The sequence below is a fragment of the Flavobacterium frigidarium DSM 17623 genome (assembly GCF_000425505.1).
GTDB lineage: Bacteria > Bacteroidota > Bacteroidia > Flavobacteriales > Flavobacteriaceae > Flavobacterium > Flavobacterium frigidarium.
In genome coordinates this window covers 43,354-64,016 of sequence record NZ_AUDO01000015.1, presented here as the reverse complement: position 1 = coordinate 64,016, position 20,663 = coordinate 43,354, and the positions used below count along the sequence as shown (strand labels likewise).

Sequence of the window (20,663 nt, the reverse complement as noted above, 5' to 3'; positions counted from 1 at the left end):
TCTAAACTCCAAATTGTAATTTGAAGTGCTAATTAAAAACACACTGTCTTTAAAAAATCGGAACGATTTACGGGTATAAATCTTAAAAACTTTATTTATCATAAACAGCTTCAGTCTCAGTAAACAACATAAGCTGAATACTGAGACTGTCACTGATAACTTTTTTATTCTTCTAACCTAATATCTAATCCAAGACCTTTCAATTCGTGCATTAATACATTGAATGATTCAGGTAATCCTGGTTCTGGCATAGATTCACCTTTTACGATAGCTTCGTAAGTTTTAGCTCTACCAATAACATCATCAGATTTAACTGTTAAGATTTCGCGAAGTGTACTAGAAGCTCCATAAGCCTCAAGTGCCCAAACCTCCATCTCTCCAAAACGCTGACCTCCAAATTGAGCTTTACCTCCAAGTGGTTGTTGTGTAATCAACGAGTATGGTCCGATAGAACGTGCGTGCATCTTGTCATCAACCATGTGTCCTAATTTTAACATATAGATCACACCTACAGTTGCTGCTTGATGAAAACGTTCTCCAGTACCACCATCATAAAGATGTGTATGTCCAAAACGTGGTACTCCAGCTTCATCAGTCAATTCATTTATTTGGTCAAGAGAAGCACCATCAAAAATTGGAGTAGCAAATTTTCTACCCAAGTTCATTCCAGCCCATCCTAATACCGTCTCATAAATTTGACCAATGTTCATACGTGAAGGTACCCCAAGTGGATTCAACACAATATCAACTGGTGTTCCGTCTTCAAGGAAAGGCATATCTTCATGACGAACAATACGAGCAACAATACCTTTGTTACCGTGACGTCCAGCCATTTTATCCCCTACTTTCAACTTACGTTTCTTAGCGATATAAACTTTTGCTAATTTCAAAATTCCTGCTGGTAATTCATCACCTACAGTAATCGTGAACTTCTCTCTACGTAAAGAACCTTGCAAGTCATTCAACTTAATTTTATAGTTATGAATTAATTCATTCACCATTTTATTAGTCGCATCGTCTGCTACCCATTGTCCTTTGCTTAAGTGAGCAAAATCTTCAACAGCATAAAGCATTTTTTGAGTGTATTTTTTACCTTTTGGTAAAACTTCCTCACCCAAATCATTCATTACACCTTGAGATGTTTTTCCGTTAACGATTAAGAAAAGTTTCTCTACTAATTTGTCTTTTAATTCAACAAATTTAGTTTCGAATTCCATTTCTAAAGCACCCAAAGCATCTTTGTCTTGCGTACGTTTACGTTTATCTTTTACCGCTCTCGCGAATAATTTTTTATCAAGAACTACACCATGTAAAGATGGAGACGCTTTCAATGAAGCATCTTTTACATCACCTGCTTTATCCCCAAAGATTGCACGAAGCAATTTCTCTTCTGGAGTAGGATCTGATTCTCCTTTTGGTGTTATTTTTCCGATAAGAATATCACCAGGTTTAACCTCGGCACCAATTCTAATCATACCGTTTTCATCTAAGTCTTTTGTAGCCTCTTCAGAAACGTTAGGAATATCATTTGTAAGTTCCTCGTTACCTAATTTTGTATCTCTAACTTCAAGTGAATAATCATCCACGTGAATAGAAGTAAAAATATCATCACGAACAACCTTCTCAGAAATTACGATTGCATCCTCAAAGTTATATCCTTTCCATGGCATAAAAGCCACTTTCAAGTTACGACCTAAAGCAAGTTCACCGTTTTGAGTTGCGTACCCTTCAGATAAAACTTGACCAAGAATAACTCTATCCCCTTTTCTTACGATAGGTTTAAGGTTAATACTTGTTCCTTGATTCGTTTTTCTAAATTTAATTAAGTTGTATGTTTTCTCATCAGTATCAAAACTAACCATTCTTTCTTCTTCAGAACGATCGTACTTGATAGTAATAATATTTGCATCTACGTATTCAACAGTTCCGTCTCCTTCAGCATTTATCAATACTCTAGAGTCAGAAGCTACTTGACGCTCTAATCCAGTTCCAACGATAGGTGCTTCAGGACGAATTAATGGTACGGCCTGACGCATCATGTTAGATCCCATCAAGGCTCTATTCGCATCATCATGTTCCAAGAAAGGAATTAATGAAGCAGAAATTGAAGCAATTTGATTAGGTGCAACATCTGTATAATCAACTTTTACAGGATCAATAACTGGGAAATCACCTTCTTGACGTGCAATTACGTTTTCAGCGATGATTTTACCTGAATTGTCCATTTCGATATTCGCCTGAGCGATTAACATACCTTCTTCTTCTTCTGCACTTAAGTAAATAGGAGTTGATTCTAAATCAACAACACCTTCAGTTACTTTACGGTAAGGAGTTTCAATGAATCCCATTCCGTTTACCTTAGCATAAACTCCAAGAGATGAAATCAAACCAATGTTTGGTCCCTCTGGTGTTTCAATAGGACATAAACGTCCGTAATGCGTATAGTGAACGTCACGAACCTCAAATCCAGCTCTTTCTCTTGAAAGACCTCCTGGTCCTAGCGCAGATAATCTTCTCTTGTGCGTAATCTCAGCTAATGGATTCGTTTGATCCATAAATTGAGACAACTGATTAGTACCAAAGAAAGAGTTAATAACAGATGATAATGTCTTAGCATTAATCAAATCTATTGGTGTAAACACCTCGTTATCTCTAACATTCATACGCTCTCTAATAGTCCTAGCCATACGAGCTAGACCAACACCGAATTGTTGAGACAATTGTTCCCCAACTGTTCTAACACGACGGTTTGATAAGTGGTCAATATCATCAATATCTGCTTTCGCGTTAATTAACTCAATTAAATACTTAACGATAGTTATGATATCTTCTTTGGTAAGCACTTGCTTTTCCATTGGGATATCTAACTGTAACTTTTTATTCATTCTATAACGACCTACTTCACCTAAGTTGTAACGTTGGTCAGAGAAGAATAATTTATCAATAATACCACGAGCAGTTTCTTCATCAGGCGGTTCTGCGTTACGCAATTGTCTGTAGATATGCTCAACAGCTTCTTTTTCAGAGTTTGTTGGATCTTTTTGTAACGTATTATGAATGATTGCATAATCAGCTTGATTAGCATCTTCTTTATGTAACAAAATAGATTTTACGTTAGAATCAATGATTTCTTCTACATTATCTTTATCGATAATTGTATCACGATCAAGGATTATCTCGTTACGTTCGATAGAAACTACTTCACCAGTATCTTCATCTACGAAATCTTCATGCCATGTATTTAATACACGAGCAGCTAATTTTCTACCGATATATTTTTTTAGTCCTGTTTTAGAAACTTTAATTTCTTCAGCAAGGTCAAAGATTTCAAGGATATCCTTATCTCTTTCGAATCCAATAGCACGGAATAAAGTTGTAACAGGTAATTTTTTCTTTCTGTCGATGTAAGCATACATTACGCTATTAATATCTGTAGAAAATTCAATCCAAGAACCCTTGAAAGGAATTACTCTAGCAGAGTATAATTTTGTTCCGTTAGCGTGAAAAGACTGACCAAAGAAAACCCCTGGAGATCTGTGCAACTGAGAAACAACTACACGTTCAGCTCCATTTATAACAAATGTTCCGCTTGGCGTCATGTAGGGAATTGTACCAAGATATACATCTTGAACAATCGTTTCAAAGTCTTCATGCTCTGGATCTGTACAATAAAGTTTTAATCTAGCTTTTAAAGGCACACTGTGTGTTAAACCTCTTTCGATACACTCTTGGATTGTGTAACGTGGTGGATCTACGAAATAGTCTAAAAATTCCAATACAAAATTATTTCTTGTATCTGTAATTGGAAAATTCTCCATGAAGGTATTATAAAGTCCTTCATTGCCTCTTTCATCAGATTTAGTTTCTAATTGAAAAAAATCTTGAAAAGATTTAACCTGAACATCTAGAAAATCTGGATAGTTCGGGATATTTTTTGTAGAGGCAAAATTCAATCTTTCAGTCTGATTTGTAATCATCAATGGACAAAATTTTGATTATAAAAGTAATTTTTTTGCAAGGTTTATTTCGCCCTTACTAAATTTCACAACCATTACATCTTTAAAAATCAATTTAGGATAACTACTTTCTTATTATCTGTTAATTTTTTTTCCTCGTAATGGGGTAAAATATAAACACAAAAGCTATAAAATTCTAGACTTTTGTTATACGAAAAATGGTTTAGGTCTTTGAGTGGTAAAACTCAAGACCTAAACCTTATTCTTTAAACTAAGTTAAACTATTTAAGTTCAACTACAGCTCCAGCTTCTTCTAATGATTTTTTAAGACCTTCAGCCTCTTCTTTAGAAACACCTTCTTTAACATTAGATGGTGCGCTATCAACTACATCTTTAGCTTCTTTCAAACCTAAACCTGTAAGTTCTTTTACCATTTTCACAACTGCTAATTTAGAAGCACCAGCTTCTTTTAATACAACTGTAAATTCAGTTTGAGCTTCTTCAGCAGCTTCTCCACCACCTGCAGAAACTACTACAGCTGCAGCAGCTGGTTCGATTCCGTACTCATCTTTTAATATTGTTGCTAATTCATTAACTTCTTTAACAGTTAAGTTAACTAATTGTTCTGCGAATTGTTTCAAATCTGCCATTTTTTCTATCGTTTAAAATGATTTGTAAAATATATTTTGTTTATTGTGCGCGTTGTAAGTAATAACATTTGAGATAAACTCGGCTGTTATTTTGCTTCCTCAGTTTCAGCTTGCTCTTCTCCAGCAAATTTGTTTTGAAGTGCAGCGATGATTCTTTGAGCAGGTGATTGAAGTAATCCAATAAGCTCTCCAAGAAGTTCTTCTTTAGATTTAATTGTAGACAACATATCTAATTGATCGTCTCCAATGTAAATTTCAGAATTCACATAAGCTCCTTTTAAAATTGGCATAGCCGATTTTTTACGGAAATCTTTAATGATTTTTCCAGGTGCATTCGCAACATCAGCAATGAAAATTGCACTGTTTCCAGTTAAAACTTCTGGTAACTCACCATATTCATTTTCAGAAACCTCCATTGCTTTCGCAAGTAAAGTATTCTTAACAACTTCTAATTTAATCCCAGCTTTAAAACAAGCTCTTCTCAATTTTGATGTTGTATCTGCATTCAGTCCAGAAATATCTGCTACGTAAACAATATTTGTACCAGCTAACTGTGCAGTTAAATTTTCAATCGCGATTGATTTTTCTTCTCTAGTCATACTAAAAATTATTAACTACCAATTATACTGCTTTTGGGTCTAATGCAATAGCAGGACTCATTGTACTTGTAAGGTAGATACTTTTAATGTATACTCCTTTAGCAGCAGTTGGTTTAAGTTTGATTAATGTTTGAATAATTTCGTGTGCATTGTCAAAAATTTGTTCAGCTCCAAAAGAAACTTTACCAATTCCTGCATGTACAATACCAGTTTTATCAACTTTGAAATCGATTTTACCAGCTTTAACCTCTTGAACAGCTTTAGCAACATCCATAGTTACTGTACCTGTCTTAGGGTTAGGCATTAAACCTCTAGGTCCTAAAATACGACCTAATGGACCTAATTTACCCATAACACTTGGCATAGTGATGATTACATCAACATCTGTCCAACCGTCTTTAATTTTTTGTAAATATTCGTCAAGACCTACATAGTCTGCCCCAGCTTCTTTAGCTTCCGCCTCTTTATCTGGAGTTACTAATGCTAATACTTTAACATCTTTACCTGTTCCGTGAGGTAATGTAACAACACCTCTCACCATTTGATTCGCTTTTCTTGGATCTACACCCAAACGTACTGCGATATCAACAGACTCATCAAATTTTGCAGAAGAAACTTCTTTAATTAATGCCGCAGCATCTTTTAGAGAATATAGTTTGTTCTTTTCAATTTTTGAAGCAGCCTCTTTTTGCTTTTTTGTCAATTTTGCCATTGTCTTTCTCTTAATTAAAAAGGAGCGTCTCCTGATACAGTTATACCCATAGATCTAGCTGTTCCAGCAACCATACTCATTGCAGACTCCATAGTGAATGCATTTAAGTCAGGCATTTTGTCTTCAGCAATAGCTCTAATTTGTTCCCAAGTAACACTAGCTACTTTTTTACGATTAGGCTCACCAGAACCAGATTTAAGCTTCGCAGCTTCCAATAGCTGAACGGCCGCAGGAGGAGTTTTAATAACAAAATCAAATGATTTGTCTTTATACACAGTAATTTGTACTGGGCATATTTTGCCAGGTTTATCTTGTGTTCTAGCATTGAACTGCTTACAGAACTCCATGATATTAACCCCAGCAGCTCCTAAAGCAGGTCCAACCGGTGGCGACGGATTCGCAGCACCTCCCTTAACTTGTAGTTTAACTACTTTACTAATTTCTTTAGCCATTTTTTTAAAAATTTTATATTACAATCATTGGAAGCGATTGCAATAGATATTATAGGTAATGTAACAAAAATTATACTTTTTCAACTTGCATAAAACTTAACTCTAACGGTGTTTTTCTTCCGAAAATCTTAACCATTACTTCTAGTTTACGCTTTTCATCATTAATTTTTTCAACCGTACCGTTAAAACCATTAAAAGGTCCATCAATCACCTTAATCGTTTCACCTAAGTTGAAAGGAATAGCATGAGTATCTGTATTAACAGCCAACTCATCAACTTTACCTAACATTCTATTTACTTCCGAAAGTCTAAGAGGAACAGGCTCACCACCCTTAGTCTCACCTAAAAAACCAATAACACTAGTTATCGATTTAATAATATGGGGGATCTCACCAACCAAGTTAGCTTCAATCATCACATAACCCGGAAAGTAAACTTTCTCTTTAACTAATTTTTTACCATCCTTTACAGAAACTACTTTTTCAGTAGGAACTAAGACCTGAGAAACATAATCTTCCATTTCCAAACGAGAAATTTCAGTTTCTATGTAAGCTTTCACTTTATTCTCTTGTCCACTAACTGCACGAACAACATACCACTTTTTTACATTATTATCTGTCATCACAAAAATTAAGCTTTTATCCAATTAAAAAATCCAGCTAATGCTTTTGCAAAAAACTCATCTACTCCCCAAGTTGCCAAGGAGAATAATACTGAAAAAATAGCAACAATAATCGTTAGACGCTGTACCTCAGCCCAAACAGGCCAAGTAACATTTGACTTTAACTCCTCAAATGATTCTGTTATATAATTAACTATGTTTGCCATTTTGATATATTTTTTTGCACGGGCGGAGGGATTCGAACCCCCATCAACGGTTTTGGAGACCGCTATTCTACCCTTGAACTACGCCCGTAGAATTAACCAGCAACAACATAAGAAGTTGCTGGTTATATAATTTAATTTGAATTATGCTACAATCTCAGTTACCTGACCCGCACCTACAGTTCTACCACCTTCACGGATAGCAAAACGTAATCCAACATTCATTGCGATTGGGCTTAACAAAGCAACATTGATTGTTAAGTTATCTCCTGGCATTACCATCTCTACACCTTCTGGTAAAGTAATAACTCCTGTTACATCAGTTGTACGTACGTAGAACTGTGGACGGTAGTTGTTATGGAATGGAGTATGACGTCCACCTTCTTCTTTTTTCAAGATATAAACCTCAGCTTTGAAAGTGTTGTGTGGTTTTACTGAACCTGGCTTAATAATAACCATACCTCTTTTGATATCAGCTTTATCAATACCTCTTAACAATAAACCTACGTTATCTCCAGCTTCACCTCTATCAAGGATTTTACGGAACATCTCAACACCTGTAATAGTAGAAGTTAATTTTTCAGCTCCCATACCAATGATTTCAACTGGATCTCCTGTATTAGCAATACCTGTTTCGATACGACCTGTAGCAACAGTTCCACGACCAGTAATTGTAAATGAATCCTCAACTGGCATCAAGAAAGGCTTTTCAGTATCACGTACTGGCTCTTCAATCCACGCATCAACTGCAGCCATTAATTCAAGAATTTTTGGCACCCATGCAGCGTCATTATTCAATCCACCTAAAGCAGAACCTTGAATAACTGGACAGTTGTCACCATCATATTCATAGAAAGACAATAAGTCTCTAATTTCCATTTCAACAAGTTCCAATAATTCCTCATCATCAACCATATCCACTTTATTCATGAATACAACCATTCTAGGAATACCTACTTGACGACCTAATAGGATGTGCTCACGTGTTTGTGGCATTGGTCCATCAGTTGCAGCAACTACAAGGATAGCACCATCCATTTGAGCAGCACCAGTAACCATGTTCTTTACGTAATCCGCGTGACCTGGACAGTCAACGTGAGCGTAGTGACGATTAGCTGTTTCATACTCTACGTGAGATGTATTAATTGTAATACCTCTTTCTTTTTCTTCAGGAGCATTATCAATTTGATCAAATGATTTTGCTTGACAGTAACCTGCATCAGATAACACTTTAGTTATTGCAGCAGTTAATGTAGTTTTTCCGTGATCTACGTGTCCGATCGTACCTATATTTAAGTGTGGTTTCGAACGGTTAAAGGTTTCTTTTGCCATTTTACTTCGTTTTTAATCTTTTATTAATATTTATTAGTGTTCAAAATATATTTTCTTGAGCCAATGTCGGGAATTGAACCCGAGACCTCTTCCTTACCAAGGAAGCACTCTACCCCTGAGCTACACCGGCAGAGTTCTTTTATTAGACTCAAAAATCTTCTATTTCGTGGGGAGAGCAGGATTCGAACCTGCGAAGTTTACACAGCAGATTTACAGTCTGCCCTCGTTGGCCGCTTGAGTATCTCCCCTCACTTTTTATCTTTTAAATACTGCAATTAGCCTAATGCAATATCATCACTATTTAGAGCCGGCGGAGGGACTCGAACCCACGACCTGCTGATTACAAATCAGCTGCTCTAGCCAACTGAGCTACGCTGGCAGTATTGATAAAAAGTCCGCTATTTCTAACGGACTGCAAATGTAGAAATTTTATCCATGAATCAAAACATTTTTTTAAAAAAATTTCAATTTAAATATGTAACCTGACCTTTTCTTTCCTTTTTAGTAACATACGCTCTAAAGATTCAGAAGAAAGCTCTACCGCCTCTTCAAAAGTTTTACACTGTTTCTTCACCACAAAATCATCACCCGGAACATTTAATTTAATCTCGACAAGCTTATTTTCTTTATCACTTGTATTTTCCACTTTCAAATACACATCTGAACAAACTACCTTATCATAGTATTTCTCTAATCTATCAACTCTTGTTTGAACAAAATTTACCAATTTAGCATCAACCGCAAAGTTGACAGCATGAACACTTACTTTCATAATCAATATATTTAATAGTTACACTTCTTGAAATTTAATTATTTATTCCTGGGATGCGCTTCCTTATACACTTTCTTTAACTGTAATAAACTACTATGTGTATAAATTTGAGTTGATGCTAAGCTCGCATGACCCAATAACTCTTTAACCGAATTTAGATCAGCCCCATTGTTTAATAAGTGAGTCGCAAACGTATGTCTCAAAACATGAGGACTTGTTTTCACTTTTTCTGATGCAGTACTAAAGTATGAATTTATTAAGCGATAGACAAAGGATTCACTCAACTTTAAACCTTTTCTAGATAAAAAAAAATATTCGTCATTTTTCACTTCACTAAGTTCGCGACGCAAAACTTCATACTTTTTCACCTGAGCGATTACAACTGGTAAGATAGGAACCAATCTTTCTTTATTGCGCTTCCCTAACACCTTAACCACACCTAAAGAACAATTAACATCGTTCCACTTTAACGAAATCAACTCTGCCCTTCGTATTCCCGTAGTATAAAGAAAATCTAAGATTAGCTTGTTTCGAATGACTTCAAAATCATCTACTCCTATTTCGACACTTAGAACAGCATCTAGTTCCTTTTCAGAAAAAGGTATTTGGATTTTTTTAGCTGTTTTTAAAACCTTGTGCTTTAAAAATGGAGAAACATCAATCAGCTTGCATCTCATTGAAAACTTATAGAAAGCTTTTAATGACGCTAACTTTCTATTAACCGAAGCATTTGACAAACCCGAATCAACTAATACTACAATCCAAGATCGAATCTCACCATAGCTTGTTTTTATGAAATTATCAGAATCAAAAGTCAAACGGTAATATAATTCAAAATCCACAACATCCTTGAAATAAGCATTGCAAGTTAACTGAGAATATTTCTTCTCCTTGTGTAGATAATCATAAAAAGAATCAATTATAGGACTCATAGCAATAAAAAAAACCGTTAGCATCAAAGTTAAAAAACTTTAATAACTAACGGTAATTATCATGTAAAAAGAGTTACTTAGTTTTCTAAGTTGTCTTTCATGTTTTGAATGTAAGCTGCTTTTTGAACTTTAATTCTATTTTTTACAGAAGGTTTAATAAAAGCAGTACGTGCTCTTAACTGACGAACAGTTCCTGTTTTATCAAATTTTCTTTTATAGCGCTTTAATGCTCTATCGATATTTTCTCCGTCTTTAATTGGTATAATTAACATAATTTTGACACCCCCTTTCGTTAAGCCTGCAAAAGTAAACATTATTTCGACTTAAAGACTATAAAAAGCTAATTATTTTGGGTGTGCCGGCAAAAACACAACTAGATATCACCATTAATTTCGTTTGCCGTCAGGCTATTCGCTACAATCTTTTATTCCGTTACACTCCTTAAAAGGATTTCCACTGCTATCCTTCACACAAAAAAAAAGAGCCAATAATCAAATTGACTCTTTATATAGTTTAACTAATATCAAGAACTACTCAACAGCAGGAGTGTAATTTTTATTATCAATGATCATTTTCGATAAAATCTCTTTTAAAATCTCTGACGTACCGCCACCAATAGGTCCTAAACGGCTATCTCTTAATAAACGTGCCAAAGGATATTCTTCCATATACCCATACCCTCCAAGCATTTGCAAACAGCTATAAATAGTTTCGTCTGCAACCTTAGTAGATTTTAATTTAGCCATAGTAGCTTCTTTAACCACATATTCTTTTTTGTCCAATCTTGCTACCGCAGCATAATTAAACACTTTACAGTGCTCCACATCGGTTGCGTGCTCAACAAGCGTATGCCTCAAAGCTTGAAACTTATCAATTGTCTTTCCAAATGCTTCACGTTGAGACATGTATTCTATTGTATAATCAATAGCATATTCCGCACGTGCATGCGCATTGATTGCCATAATTAAGCGTTCTAAAGCAAAGTGCTGCATAATGTATGGAAAGCCTTTTCCTTCTTCACCCATTAAATTAGCAGCAGAGATTTCAACATTGTCAAATGCAATTTCAGCAGTATCAGAAGCTCTCCATCCTAATTTATCCAACTTAGTCGCCGAAACACCTAATGTATCCGTATCAACTAAAAATATACTTATTCCTTTATTACCCAACTCAGGACTGGTCTTAGCAGCTACAATATAATAGTCAGCATAAACACCATTTGTGATAAAAGTTTTTGAACCGTTAATAACATATTTATCCCCTTGCTTAATAGCAGTAGTTCTCATTCCTGCAACATCGCTACCTCCAAATGGTTCTGTAATACATAGTGCTCCTATTTTATCACCTAAAATACTTGGCGCTAAATAATCCTGTTTAATGCGCTCATCTCCTTCAGCATTTAAATGAGTCATAGCTAAATAAGAATGCGCCCACATAGCCGCAGCAAAACCTGATGACTTAATTTTTTGCAGTTCTTCTAAAAATATAACTGTGTAGAATAAATCCAAATTTAATCCCCCGTATGCTTCAGGATAATTAATCCCAAAAAAACCCATCTCACCAAACTTCTTCCAAATAAAGCGTTCGATAGATCCTGTTTTCTCCCATTTTTCAATATGCGGAACCACCTCTTTTTGCAAAAATTCTTGCAAACTCTTCCTAAATAATTGGTGTTCCTCTGTGAAATAAATTGATTCCATATAAATGTTTTTTTAAACAATCTGAGTTCATCGAAATAAAAAGCAGCAGCTCCTCATATCATTATAGTTAATTTCTTGGTTAATTAATTCATTTCCAATTAGAAGGTTTACTATGCAAATTTAGATAATGAAAATTTACTAACCGCACACTAAACCATACCTTCTAATTACAAACATCTAATTAAAGTCCAAATATAAGGCAATTATTTTTGCTTTATCAACAGGAAATCCCTTAATTTCTAATAAATCCTCAATCTTTTTAAATTCACCATTCATACTGCGATAAATAACTATACTCCTAGATAATTTATAATTAAAGTAAGGAAACTTGCTAATTTCCTTTATTGAAGCGTTATTGATATCTAGCTTATTTACTACGATGCGTTCACCAATTTCAAAACGCTCTCTAACACCCTGAACAGCATCATCAGACAAACCCCAAACTTCACCTATTTGATCCATCGAGACAAAAGCTCCTACCTTTGAACGATAATTTAAAATTCTTTTCGAATATGCCTCTCCTACTCCGTATACTTTTATCAATTGCTCTGCAGTAGCTGCGTTTATATCTTGTTTTACGAGAGCCATCTTAACGCGTTTGCGATCACTATAATTAATGTACGGAGTATTTGATTTTTTGTTTTTAACCCATTCGGGAAATTTAAAATACGACACCATTGTACTTAATAACGAGTCCGAAACTTTCGTGAGCGCCTGAAACTCTTCTGCTGAATTCACAAATTTATTCTTTTCTCGATATGCATGCAAACGATCTATTTCCTCAACCGACATTCCTAAAGTATAACCTTTATAATCAGAAATGAAATTTGGATTGAAAGGATACCGTTTATAAACTGTCGCTTCCTTGCTTCTTTTCAAAGAATCGATATCTACTTGTAATGACAACCATTGTAGCCTCTCATGACTATCTACATTTTCAATATTAAAATCCACAAAAAACACAACTCCCTGCATACAAAAGATAACTGTTAGCAACAATAGAAGCGCCTTACGTTGTTCTTTGTGATAATTAAAGAATTTGTAAAACCGTTGAAAATTCATAAGCATTCAATTTTATATCAGATTGATTATAACACATTTATTAACAACATTATACACTCATAACATTGTGAAATTGAGTGTAACAAGATACAAAAACATAATTAACAACAACGTATCTAAATACCCAATAAACAAACATATTCGCAAAGTAGACTATCAGAATTTTCTATATTCTAAGTTATGTGCGATGAAGACTAGCAATTTTATTTAAAAGTTATCTTATAATATTATTTTTATATTTTATAAAAAACAATACATTTGGGCACTAATAACAATAAACCTAAAAATATATGTCAATTTGGAAAACAAAGCCACTTTCGGTTTTATTAAATGAAGCTTCTGACGATGAGAAAGGTCTAAAGAGGACGTTATCAGCACGCTCATTAGTCGCACTTGGTGTAGGAGCAATCATTGGTGCTGGATTATTCTCATTAACAGGTATTGCTGCCGCAGATAATGCTGGCCCAGCAGTAACATTATCTTTCATATTAGCAGCCGTAGGTTGTGCTTTTGCAGGATTATGTTACGCTGAATTTGCTTCTATGATTCCTGTTGCAGGTAGTGCCTACACTTACTCTTACGCTACCATGGGAGAATTCGTAGCATGGATTATAGGATGGGATTTGGTACTTGAATATGCCCTTGGAGCAGCCACAGTAGCAGTTAGTTGGTCACAATATGTCGATAAATTCTTAGCCAATTACGGCCTCCATATTCCGCAAGAAATACTTCATGGACCCTGGGACACTAGCCCCGGGTACATCAATTTACCAGCGATACTAATCATTTTTGCACTTTCCTTATTGTTGATTAGAGGTACAAAAGAATCTGCTTTACTAAACAACATTTTAGTTATATTAAAAGTGACCGTTGTTATTGTATTTATAGCTTTAGGTTGGGGATTTATAGATGGAGCTAACCACACACCATTTATTCCTGTAAATGAAGGTGAAGCACTTTTAAGCTCTGGTAAAATGACATTTTTAAACTTCTTTAGTAGTGACTACTTTGGTCATTATGGATGGAGCGGTATTTTAAGAGGTGCAGGAGTTGTATTTTTCGCATTTATTGGTTTTGACGCTGTTTCTACAGCTGCGCAAGAAGCTAAAGATCCTCAAAAAGGAATGCCTATAGGTATTTTAGGGTCATTAATTATATGTACAATTCTTTACGTTCTTTTTGCTTTTGTATTAACAGGTTTAGAGAACTACTTAAATTTTAAAGGCGATGCAAGTCCAGTGACTACAGCATTTGCTAAGACAGGATATACTTTCTTAAATTCTGCTTTGACAATTGCTATTATAGCAGGATATACCTCAGTAATGTTAGTAATGTTAATGGGACAAAGTAGAGTATTCTACAGCATGAGCGTTGATGGTTTATTACCTAAATTTTTCAGTACATTACATGCAAAAAACAGAACACCTTATAAAACAAACTTACTATTCATGGTTTTTGTTAGTGTCTTTGCTGGTTTTGTTCCAGTGTCTGATTTAGGTCACATGGTAAGTATAGGTACCTTATTTGCTTTTGCTCTTGTGTGTATTGGAGTTATTGTAATGAGAAAAACCAATCCAGATGCCGAAAGAGGTTTTAGAGTTCCATTTGTACCAGTATTCCCTATCATAGGAGTGGTCATTTGTTTGATATTAATGGCTGGATTACCTATTGTAAGCTGGGAGAGACTTGCAATTTGGATGATTATTGGTGTGGTGATTTATTTCTTATACGGAAAGAAAAACAGTATATTAAATAACCCAAATAAAAAGTAACATTCCAAACTAATTGTAAAAAAGGGATTATAAAGTACCAACTTTATAATCCCTTTTTTTTATCTATTTTTAAATACTACAAGTCAAATACTGAACTTCGTTTTGCACGTATAAGATCTTTCAATTTAAGCCAAAAGGCAATTGTCAAATACACTCCAAACCATAAGCCAGCAGTAACAAATGAGATATAAATAAAAAACAATCTAACACTCGTTACACGCATTCCCAATTTATCGGCTAAGCGTGAAGAAACATGAAAACCATACTTTTCAAAAAAATATTTTATCTTAATTACATTTCTAATTTTCTCCGCCATAAGGACTATCTTCTAATGTTCAAATGCAAAAATAAGCTTTTATTATAAAAAAACATTATCATGTCACTCTAGCTTTTTTTAGTAGCTCCATCCCTATTCCACATTCCAAACATTTCCCCTTATTACAGTATTCGTTCTTTAACTGTAACAAAGACTGCGAATCAAAGGCACTTTTTGAATCTAGCCCAAAATAGCTAAATTTTTGAATAATTGTATTCTTTTCGGGTGCTAGTTGCTCCATTAAAGTGACAAGCTTATCTGTATCACTAAAACCCATAGTTTTGCTATAAGCAAATTGCAACGGAATAATTGTATTGATAATTACTAAATCTACAAATCCCTTTGCTATTTTTTTATGTTTAAAATCACTTTCATTATCAAACGTATAATGTGTTTTCCAATAAGCAGAAACGGCTACCTTGAATACATCATATAAATCCTTTGCAGAAAATGTATTAATTATTTTCGAAAATAAATTTTGTTGAGTAGCATATAAAGACGCTAGTTGGGCTAACCGAATTGTAGGGAAGTTGTCCGGCCGGTGCTTGAAGAATTGCAGAGGCTCGACTATTGTGGTCTCAAGCTGGTATTTATTCAATAAATAAAAATATCTAAATTTAAGATCCTTAAAATACAAATCCTCTTTTTGGACTTCAAGAAGGTGAGCAGTACCAAAGAACAATGCTTCTAAATTTTCAATCTCGCTGGATTCTTTCCTTATTATTTGAATAGGTATTTGTTGTGCAATTTTAAAGAAAGTAGCCCCATTTGTATTTAAACCAAAATTCTTAGCAAGCAAGCAAAACAACACTGCTTCCCAATCATTATTTGTTTGAATCAGTAAATCATTTATAAAAGTAGATTTTCGTTCTAAGCGCTCAAAAAACAACCGCTCTTGCCAATTTTTAATAGTAAAATCATCAATCGTGCTCAAATCATTTTCGCAGTTAATCCAAGACTGAGGCGTCATTAAGGATTGATAACTTGTAAGTGTCTCGTGAGTAACATAATGTTTTAATTCTAAAACAGGTATCTCGGAATTATCTTTTCTAAAGATTTCTGTATCGTGGTTCCAAACCACATGCAATATCACGTTGTCGTAGTTAGCGTCGCGCTCGTGATTATGAACATACCAATCAGAAGAGTTGATGTGTATTTCGACATTACCAGCCCACTTTTGATTTCCTATTATGATCTGCGCATTAAAAAAGTCTGGACCAGCCAGTTCTAAATATTGACCAACATTAGAAATTAAGATTTCCTCATTCTTTACAGTCCGCAAATTCAATGTGTCAAATTTTTTGAATTTCCAAAGGTGATGTAAAAAAGCTTCTTTCATAATACAAGTTGGTTAAACCACTAATATAATGAAAATAAATGCTTTAACAAATCGAAATTTATTTCAATAGGTATAATTGAGCACAAGCTCTTGCATCAGAAAGTGCCTCATGATGATTTAAAGCAATATTCATTTCGCGACAGCAATCACTTAATTTGGTAGGTTTTAAACCTTTTGCTTTATATATTTTGACAGTACACTCCCACTTAGCTGCAATATTCAAACAACTATAATCTAAGTTATATAGCGCCATTGATTTACTTAAAACATTTCGATCGAAGCTTTCATTATGAGCTACGACTACTTTACCTTGAAGCCTTCTTTGGATTTCGGGAAATACCTGAGAGAATGTTTTTGCGTTTGCGGTATCCCTAGGGTGTATACCATGTACTTGAATGGTATAAGGCGAGTACAAATTATTTGGCGGCTTAATTAAAGTAACATATTCATCTGTAATTACGCCGTTTTCGACAGTAACTATTCCCACTGAACAAGGGTGATGTCCTATGGCAGTTTCGAAATCTATAGCAGTAAAAGTCATTTATATTTTTTTATTTATATCGTAAAATCTTAAGCATAAAAAACCACGAATTTTATTCTAAATATAGATCTTGAATAAAAACTCGTGGCCCAATAAATTATTTGATATGATTTATTTTATAGAACCAATAATATCATACTTAGTAATAATATGATGTTTACCATTTCCTAGATCAACCAGCACTGCTTGGTTTTCCTTACTGAATAATTTAGAAACCTCTTCAATCGTAGTTCCTAGTTGTACAATAGGATATGCTTTCCCCATCACTTCTCGTATTGGTCTTTCGGCAGTATTTTTATCAGAAACATAGCTTTGAAATAAATCAGACTCGTCTAACGAACCCACAAAACCTGTAATATCCATTACTGGTATTTGAGAAATCTTATATTTACGCATTCGCTCGATTGCATGAGAGACTAACTCTTCTGTTCTTGCCACTATTAACTGCTTGTCAATATGATCTTTGATTACATCTTCTGCCTTTGTAATTGTTTCGTCTAAGAAACCTCTTTCACGCATCCAGTCATCATTAAACATCTTCCCTACGTAGCGACTTCCTGAATCATGAAACAACACAACAACGACATCTTCTGGCTTGAAATGATCTTTTAATTGCAAAAGTCCTTTGATGGCTGCACCAGCTGAATTACCAACAAATATACCTTCTTCTAAAGCTATTTTTCTGGTATAAACCGCCGCGTCCTTATCCGTCACTTTTGTAAAACCATCTATTATAGAAAAGTTTACATTTTCTGGCAAAATATCTTCCCCAATACCCTCTGTGATATATGAATAAATTTCGTTTTCATCAAAAACACCCGTTTCGTGATACTTTTTAAAAACAGAACCATAGGTGTCGATTCCCCATATTTTAATATTTGGATTTTTTTCTTTGAGATATTTACCAACTCCTGAAATTGTACCTCCAGTTCCCACACCAGCAATAAAGTGTGTGATTTTCCCTTCTGTTTGCTCCCAAATCTCTGGACCAGTTTGCTCGTAGTGAGCTATTGCATTTGATGGATTGTCATATTGATTTACATACCAAGAGTTAGGAGTTTCCGTTGCTAATCTTTTAGAAACTGAGTAGTAAGAGCGTGGATCTGTAGGCTCTACATCCGTAGGGCAAACAACAACTTTTGCTCCTACAGCTCTAAGAATATCCATTTTCTCTTTTGATTGTTTATCAGAGATAACACAGATAAGTTTGTAACCACGTACAATCGCAACAAGTGCTAATCCCATTCCTGTATTACCAGAAGTCCCCTCAATAATAGTTCCTCCGGGTTGCAAGCGACCATCGGCTTCAGCATCATCAATCATCTTGATAGCCATACGATCTTTTACAGAATTACCTGGATTGAAAGTCTCCACTTTTGCCAAAACCAAAGCATCAACATCTTTAGTTACTCTATTTAATTTAACTAATGGAGTATCTCCTATAGTCCCTAATATATTTTCTGCGTACTGCATTTAGTTTTACTTTTTAGATTGTAATTTAATAATAAATACTTTTGCAAAGATAGTATTTTGAATTAAATAACCACAAGCAATCCTAGCTGCATTCAAATCATGGAATAAATTATTCTAGATTTTCACGCATAAAAACAAAGAATAAATAACGGATTATAGATATTACAGAGCAATCTTTATATTTAAATCAATGAGGTCCTAATTGAAAAAGTTCCAGATTAAACCAAAACGCAACATAAAATCTCTATAAGGATTATTAGGAGAAGCGTAAAAATTGTTACCCGTAAGTGAAGAGTTAAAATGTTCTGCTTTAAAATAAATACGAGTGCGTTGAATTTTTGCATTGATAAAAAAATCTAAATTGGGATAATTCCCGATCTCTTTTTTGTCTTGCACAAAAAACTCTCCTACAACCGGATTATATTCATTTGCATAGTATTTAGAGAAATAATTTAATGTAATTCCCGTTTGCAAGAACAATGCTTTTTTAAATAAAAAGTCAGTAAAGTAAATTGTGTTTCGAGTTACAATTTTTGGAACATTTAAAATATTATCATCCTGACTCGCATTTTGGTACAAAATTGTGTTGTCTAAAGCAAACTTCCCATACTTGAATTCGCGACCTAACTTAAGAGAAACGTAGTTGATTGTTTTATCATATTGCTGTGGAGACACGATTTGTTGCGCATCGTCTAAAGCAACATCATTAAAATAAAGATGATCATTTAAGGTAGAGAATTTAGCAGAAGCAGTTAACCACGGTGTTATAGCCTCAGCAGATATTTCATTTACTTTCTCGTTCTTAAAATCATTCGACCAGTTGTAAGCCACATAACTACTTTGATATAAATTGTAATTATCGTTGGGCAATTTATTTAAATTTTGGTATTCAAAGTTAAATTGAAAATCATCATTTAAATCGTATTTCATTTTCGCATCTAAATTCGATAATGATTGGTTAGTTATCGATCTTGAGTATAAAAATTTACCAGTCCATTTATTCTTTTGGTAATCATATTGCCCACCTGCGCTATTGATATTACGAGATAGTGAAGCTGGAATCGTACCATCAGTTCTAATTAATATTTGGTTGTAATAAAAATTACTTTGGTAATCATCCACAAAAAATTGAAATTTACCTAAAGTGAGATTCTCATAAGTTAAACCTACTTTGTTGTACATTTTATTATAATGTGTTTGATCATTGATACCACTATCTTTATATGAATCTCCAAATCTTATAATCGAAGTCGTACCAACAGTAGAGGTAACGGTTGGTTGGTTGAATTCAAAAAATTTATTCTCATAATTAAATTGATGGTTTACATATAAATTATTTGCACCTTTTTTAGAGTTAACTCTAAAATAGTGATCGGCAAACAATCTTCTACCTTTTAAAAATGATTGTGCATCTGAGAAATAAACTTGTAAACGCTCACGATTATCATAATCAGAGTTTTCACCTTCGAAATCAGTAATTGTAGTGATTCCACCATTTTCTTCATTCAAGATATCCTGATATGTATAATGCGCATTTAAAACATAGCGTTCATCCTTGGCACTATAACTTGAAGTAAACCTAAAATTCCCTGTACTTGTCAGTTGGTTAATATAATTCCCCTCTGATCTTAAACCTTTGTAGGCTATCGAAAAATTTAATCTAGGATTGATATTTAAGGTAAAGAAAGCATCTAGGTTTTGTCCTTTTTGCATTACTGACCTAAAATATAATTCGGTTACAGGAGTTGCGACAGAACTGTATTTAATATCGTTAGCCTCAAGAAAGTTAAAGTGCTTAGCTTTAAAACCCATCTCTGGATAAGGGCTGTATTTATCAAGTCCGTATTGTAAGGTATTATATGTTTGACCTTCATTCGGGAATGCTAGTAACCCAAAATTATCTTTATGTAAATAGTTAAATGAATACTCTCTTTGAATCGTCAAAGATGTATCTAGATATGTGGTATCCCTATCAATATTGATAAAACGATATTGATCAATGTTGGCTATTTTTTCTGGTTTGATAGAGTCGGACGAACGTTCATTACTATCTGCCTTAACATTTGTTTTACCAATGCTATTTATATTATTTAAAGTACGTTGGCCAAGTAAGCTTGCTGGCAATATCAATAAAATTACAAAAAGTAAGCTCCTCATGAGATGAAATATATGATTGGATAAAATACAATTAAAATCCAAAGGTAAATTAAAAAAGCAATAGAAAACAAAA

Annotated in this window: 19 protein-coding genes and 4 tRNA genes; 1 reads left to right on the top strand and 22 read right to left on the bottom strand. The window is 34.2% G+C overall.

Annotation, left to right across the window (positions count from 1 at the left end):
• Positions 1 to 164: 164 nt before the first annotated feature.
• The 17 genes from rpoB to H603_RS0110540 form a co-directional block, all read right to left on the bottom strand.
• Positions 165 to 3,977, bottom strand: coding sequence for a DNA-directed RNA polymerase subunit beta (rpoB, locus tag H603_RS0110620; RefSeq protein WP_026708580.1), 3,813 nt, complete (start codon positions 3,975 to 3,977; stop codon positions 165 to 167).
• 260 nt (positions 3,978 to 4,237) lie between these two features.
• Entirely contained in the window at positions 4,238 to 4,606 is a 369-nt protein-coding gene (gene rplL, locus H603_RS0110615) for a 50S ribosomal protein L7/L12 (protein ID WP_026708579.1), read from the bottom strand.
• An 86-nt stretch (positions 4,607 to 4,692) separates the two neighbouring features.
• Positions 4,693 to 5,205 carry a 50S ribosomal protein L10 gene (gene rplJ, locus H603_RS0110610; RefSeq protein WP_026708578.1) on the bottom strand — a complete coding sequence of 171 codons (513 nt, stop codon included), beginning with the start codon at positions 5,203 to 5,205 and terminating at the stop codon, positions 4,693 to 4,695.
• 22 nt (positions 5,206 to 5,227) lie between these two features.
• Positions 5,228 to 5,917: a 50S ribosomal protein L1 gene (gene rplA, locus H603_RS0110605; RefSeq protein WP_026708577.1), complete on the bottom strand. Its 690-nt coding sequence runs from the start codon at positions 5,915 to 5,917 to the stop codon at positions 5,228 to 5,230.
• A gap of 14 nt (positions 5,918 to 5,931) precedes the next feature.
• On the bottom strand, positions 5,932 to 6,369 hold the full coding sequence (gene rplK / locus H603_RS0110600; RefSeq protein WP_026708576.1) for a 50S ribosomal protein L11: 438 nt from the start codon (positions 6,367 to 6,369) through the stop codon (positions 5,932 to 5,934).
• Between the two features lie 70 nt (positions 6,370 to 6,439).
• On the bottom strand, positions 6,440 to 6,991 hold the full coding sequence (nusG, locus tag H603_RS0110595; RefSeq protein WP_026708575.1) for a transcription termination/antitermination protein NusG: 552 nt from the start codon (positions 6,989 to 6,991) through the stop codon (positions 6,440 to 6,442).
• Positions 6,992 to 6,999: 8 nt separating this feature from the next.
• On the bottom strand, positions 7,000 to 7,197 hold the full coding sequence (secE, locus tag H603_RS0110590) for a preprotein translocase subunit SecE (protein WP_026708574.1): 198 nt from the start codon (positions 7,195 to 7,197) through the stop codon (positions 7,000 to 7,002).
• A gap of 17 nt (positions 7,198 to 7,214) precedes the next feature.
• Positions 7,215 to 7,285 (bottom strand) — tRNA-Trp (locus tag H603_RS0110585).
• Positions 7,286 to 7,338: 53 nt separating this feature from the next.
• Positions 7,339 to 8,526, bottom strand: a complete 1,188-nt coding sequence (gene tuf / locus H603_RS0110580) for an elongation factor Tu (RefSeq protein WP_026708573.1) — start codon at positions 8,524 to 8,526, stop codon at positions 7,339 to 7,341.
• A 58-nt stretch (positions 8,527 to 8,584) separates the two neighbouring features.
• A tRNA-Thr gene (locus H603_RS0110575) sits at positions 8,585 to 8,656 on the bottom strand.
• A gap of 37 nt (positions 8,657 to 8,693) precedes the next feature.
• Positions 8,694 to 8,774 (bottom strand) — tRNA-Tyr (locus tag H603_RS0110570).
• A 57-nt stretch (positions 8,775 to 8,831) separates the two neighbouring features.
• Positions 8,832 to 8,905 (bottom strand) — tRNA-Thr (locus tag H603_RS0110565).
• A gap of 90 nt (positions 8,906 to 8,995) precedes the next feature.
• A complete protein-coding gene (hpf, locus tag H603_RS0110560) occupies positions 8,996 to 9,298 on the bottom strand; it encodes a ribosome hibernation-promoting factor, HPF/YfiA family (protein WP_026708572.1) in 303 nt (100 codons plus the stop codon).
• Between the two features lie 38 nt (positions 9,299 to 9,336).
• A complete protein-coding gene (locus H603_RS0110555) occupies positions 9,337 to 10,230 on the bottom strand; it encodes a tyrosine-type recombinase/integrase (RefSeq protein ID WP_026708571.1) in 894 nt (297 codons plus the stop codon).
• Between the two features lie 77 nt (positions 10,231 to 10,307).
• Positions 10,308 to 10,502, bottom strand: a complete 195-nt coding sequence (rpsU, locus tag H603_RS0110550; RefSeq protein ID WP_007137807.1) for a 30S ribosomal protein S21 — start codon at positions 10,500 to 10,502, stop codon at positions 10,308 to 10,310.
• A gap of 258 nt (positions 10,503 to 10,760) precedes the next feature.
• Entirely contained in the window at positions 10,761 to 11,930 is a 1,170-nt protein-coding gene (locus H603_RS0110545; protein WP_026708570.1) for an acyl-CoA dehydrogenase family protein, read from the bottom strand.
• Between the two features lie 177 nt (positions 11,931 to 12,107).
• Entirely contained in the window at positions 12,108 to 12,992 is an 885-nt protein-coding gene (locus tag H603_RS0110540) for a ComEA family DNA-binding protein (RefSeq protein ID WP_026708569.1), read from the bottom strand.
• 290 nt (positions 12,993 to 13,282) lie between these two features.
• On the opposite strand from H603_RS0110540, the gene H603_RS0110535 reads away from it, so the two are divergent.
• Complete coding sequence (locus H603_RS0110535; protein ID WP_026708568.1) at positions 13,283 to 14,764, top strand: amino acid permease; 1,482 nt, start codon at positions 13,283 to 13,285, stop codon at positions 14,762 to 14,764.
• 76 nt (positions 14,765 to 14,840) lie between these two features.
• Here the strand turns inward: H603_RS0110535 and H603_RS0110530 are convergent, their stop codons facing one another.
• The 5 genes from H603_RS0110530 to H603_RS0110510 all read right to left on the bottom strand — a co-directional run bounded on the left by H603_RS0110530 (position 14,841) and on the right by H603_RS0110510 (position 20,590).
• A complete protein-coding gene (locus H603_RS0110530) occupies positions 14,841 to 15,080 on the bottom strand; it encodes a PspC family transcriptional regulator (RefSeq protein WP_084157740.1) in 240 nt (79 codons plus the stop codon).
• A 58-nt stretch (positions 15,081 to 15,138) separates the two neighbouring features.
• Positions 15,139 to 16,419, bottom strand: coding sequence for a DUF2851 family protein (locus H603_RS0110525; RefSeq protein WP_026708566.1), 1,281 nt, complete (start codon positions 16,417 to 16,419; stop codon positions 15,139 to 15,141).
• A 58-nt stretch (positions 16,420 to 16,477) separates the two neighbouring features.
• Complete coding sequence (locus tag H603_RS0110520) at positions 16,478 to 16,960, bottom strand: 3'-5' exonuclease (RefSeq protein ID WP_026708565.1); 483 nt, start codon at positions 16,958 to 16,960, stop codon at positions 16,478 to 16,480.
• 111 nt (positions 16,961 to 17,071) lie between these two features.
• On the bottom strand, positions 17,072 to 18,433 hold the full coding sequence (locus tag H603_RS0110515) for a pyridoxal-phosphate dependent enzyme (RefSeq protein WP_026708564.1): 1,362 nt from the start codon (positions 18,431 to 18,433) through the stop codon (positions 17,072 to 17,074).
• A gap of 198 nt (positions 18,434 to 18,631) precedes the next feature.
• Complete coding sequence (locus tag H603_RS0110510; RefSeq protein WP_026708563.1) at positions 18,632 to 20,590, bottom strand: putative porin; 1,959 nt, start codon at positions 20,588 to 20,590, stop codon at positions 18,632 to 18,634.
• Positions 20,591 to 20,663 lie beyond the last annotated feature (73 nt).

Excerpts from the sequence above, each read along its gene's own strand:
- H603_RS0110530 (WP_084157740.1), bottom strand. The coding sequence starts at position 15,080 with ATGGCGGAGAAAATTAGAAATGTAATTAAGATAAAATATTTTTTTGAA.
- hpf (WP_026708572.1), bottom strand. The coding sequence starts at position 9,298 with ATGAAAGTAAGTGTTCATGCTGTCAACTTTGCGGTTGATGCTAAATTG.
- H603_RS0110525 (WP_026708566.1), bottom strand. The coding sequence starts at position 16,419 with ATGAAAGAAGCTTTTTTACATCACCTTTGGAAATTCAAAAAATTTGAC.
- H603_RS0110545 (WP_026708570.1), bottom strand. The coding sequence starts at position 11,930 with ATGGAATCAATTTATTTCACAGAGGAACACCAATTATTTAGGAAGAGT.
- H603_RS0110540 (WP_026708569.1), bottom strand. The coding sequence starts at position 12,992 with ATGAATTTTCAACGGTTTTACAAATTCTTTAATTATCACAAAGAACAA.
- rpoB (WP_026708580.1), bottom strand. The coding sequence starts at position 3,977 with ATGATTACAAATCAGACTGAAAGATTGAATTTTGCCTCTACAAAAAAT.
- tuf (WP_026708573.1), bottom strand. The coding sequence starts at position 8,526 with ATGGCAAAAGAAACCTTTAACCGTTCGAAACCACACTTAAATATAGGT.
- secE (WP_026708574.1), bottom strand. The coding sequence starts at position 7,197 with ATGGCAAACATAGTTAATTATATAACAGAATCATTTGAGGAGTTAAAG.
- rplL (WP_026708579.1), bottom strand. The coding sequence starts at position 4,606 with ATGGCAGATTTGAAACAATTCGCAGAACAATTAGTTAACTTAACTGTT.
- H603_RS0110510 (WP_026708563.1), bottom strand. The coding sequence starts at position 20,590 with ATGAGGAGCTTACTTTTTGTAATTTTATTGATATTGCCAGCAAGCTTA.
- H603_RS0110555 (WP_026708571.1), bottom strand. The coding sequence starts at position 10,230 with ATGAGTCCTATAATTGATTCTTTTTATGATTATCTACACAAGGAGAAG.
- H603_RS0110535 (WP_026708568.1), top strand. The coding sequence starts at position 13,283 with ATGTCAATTTGGAAAACAAAGCCACTTTCGGTTTTATTAAATGAAGCT.
- rplK (WP_026708576.1), bottom strand. The coding sequence starts at position 6,369 with ATGGCTAAAGAAATTAGTAAAGTAGTTAAACTACAAGTTAAGGGAGGT.
- nusG (WP_026708575.1), bottom strand. The coding sequence starts at position 6,991 with ATGACAGATAATAATGTAAAAAAGTGGTATGTTGTTCGTGCAGTTAGT.
- rplA (WP_026708577.1), bottom strand. The coding sequence starts at position 5,917 with ATGGCAAAATTGACAAAAAAGCAAAAAGAGGCTGCTTCAAAAATTGAA.
- H603_RS0110520 (WP_026708565.1), bottom strand. The coding sequence starts at position 16,960 with ATGACTTTTACTGCTATAGATTTCGAAACTGCCATAGGACATCACCCT.
- rpsU (WP_007137807.1), bottom strand. The coding sequence starts at position 10,502 with ATGTTAATTATACCAATTAAAGACGGAGAAAATATCGATAGAGCATTA.
- rplJ (WP_026708578.1), bottom strand. The coding sequence starts at position 5,205 with ATGACTAGAGAAGAAAAATCAATCGCGATTGAAAATTTAACTGCACAG.
- H603_RS0110515 (WP_026708564.1), bottom strand. The coding sequence starts at position 18,433 with ATGCAGTACGCAGAAAATATATTAGGGACTATAGGAGATACTCCATTA.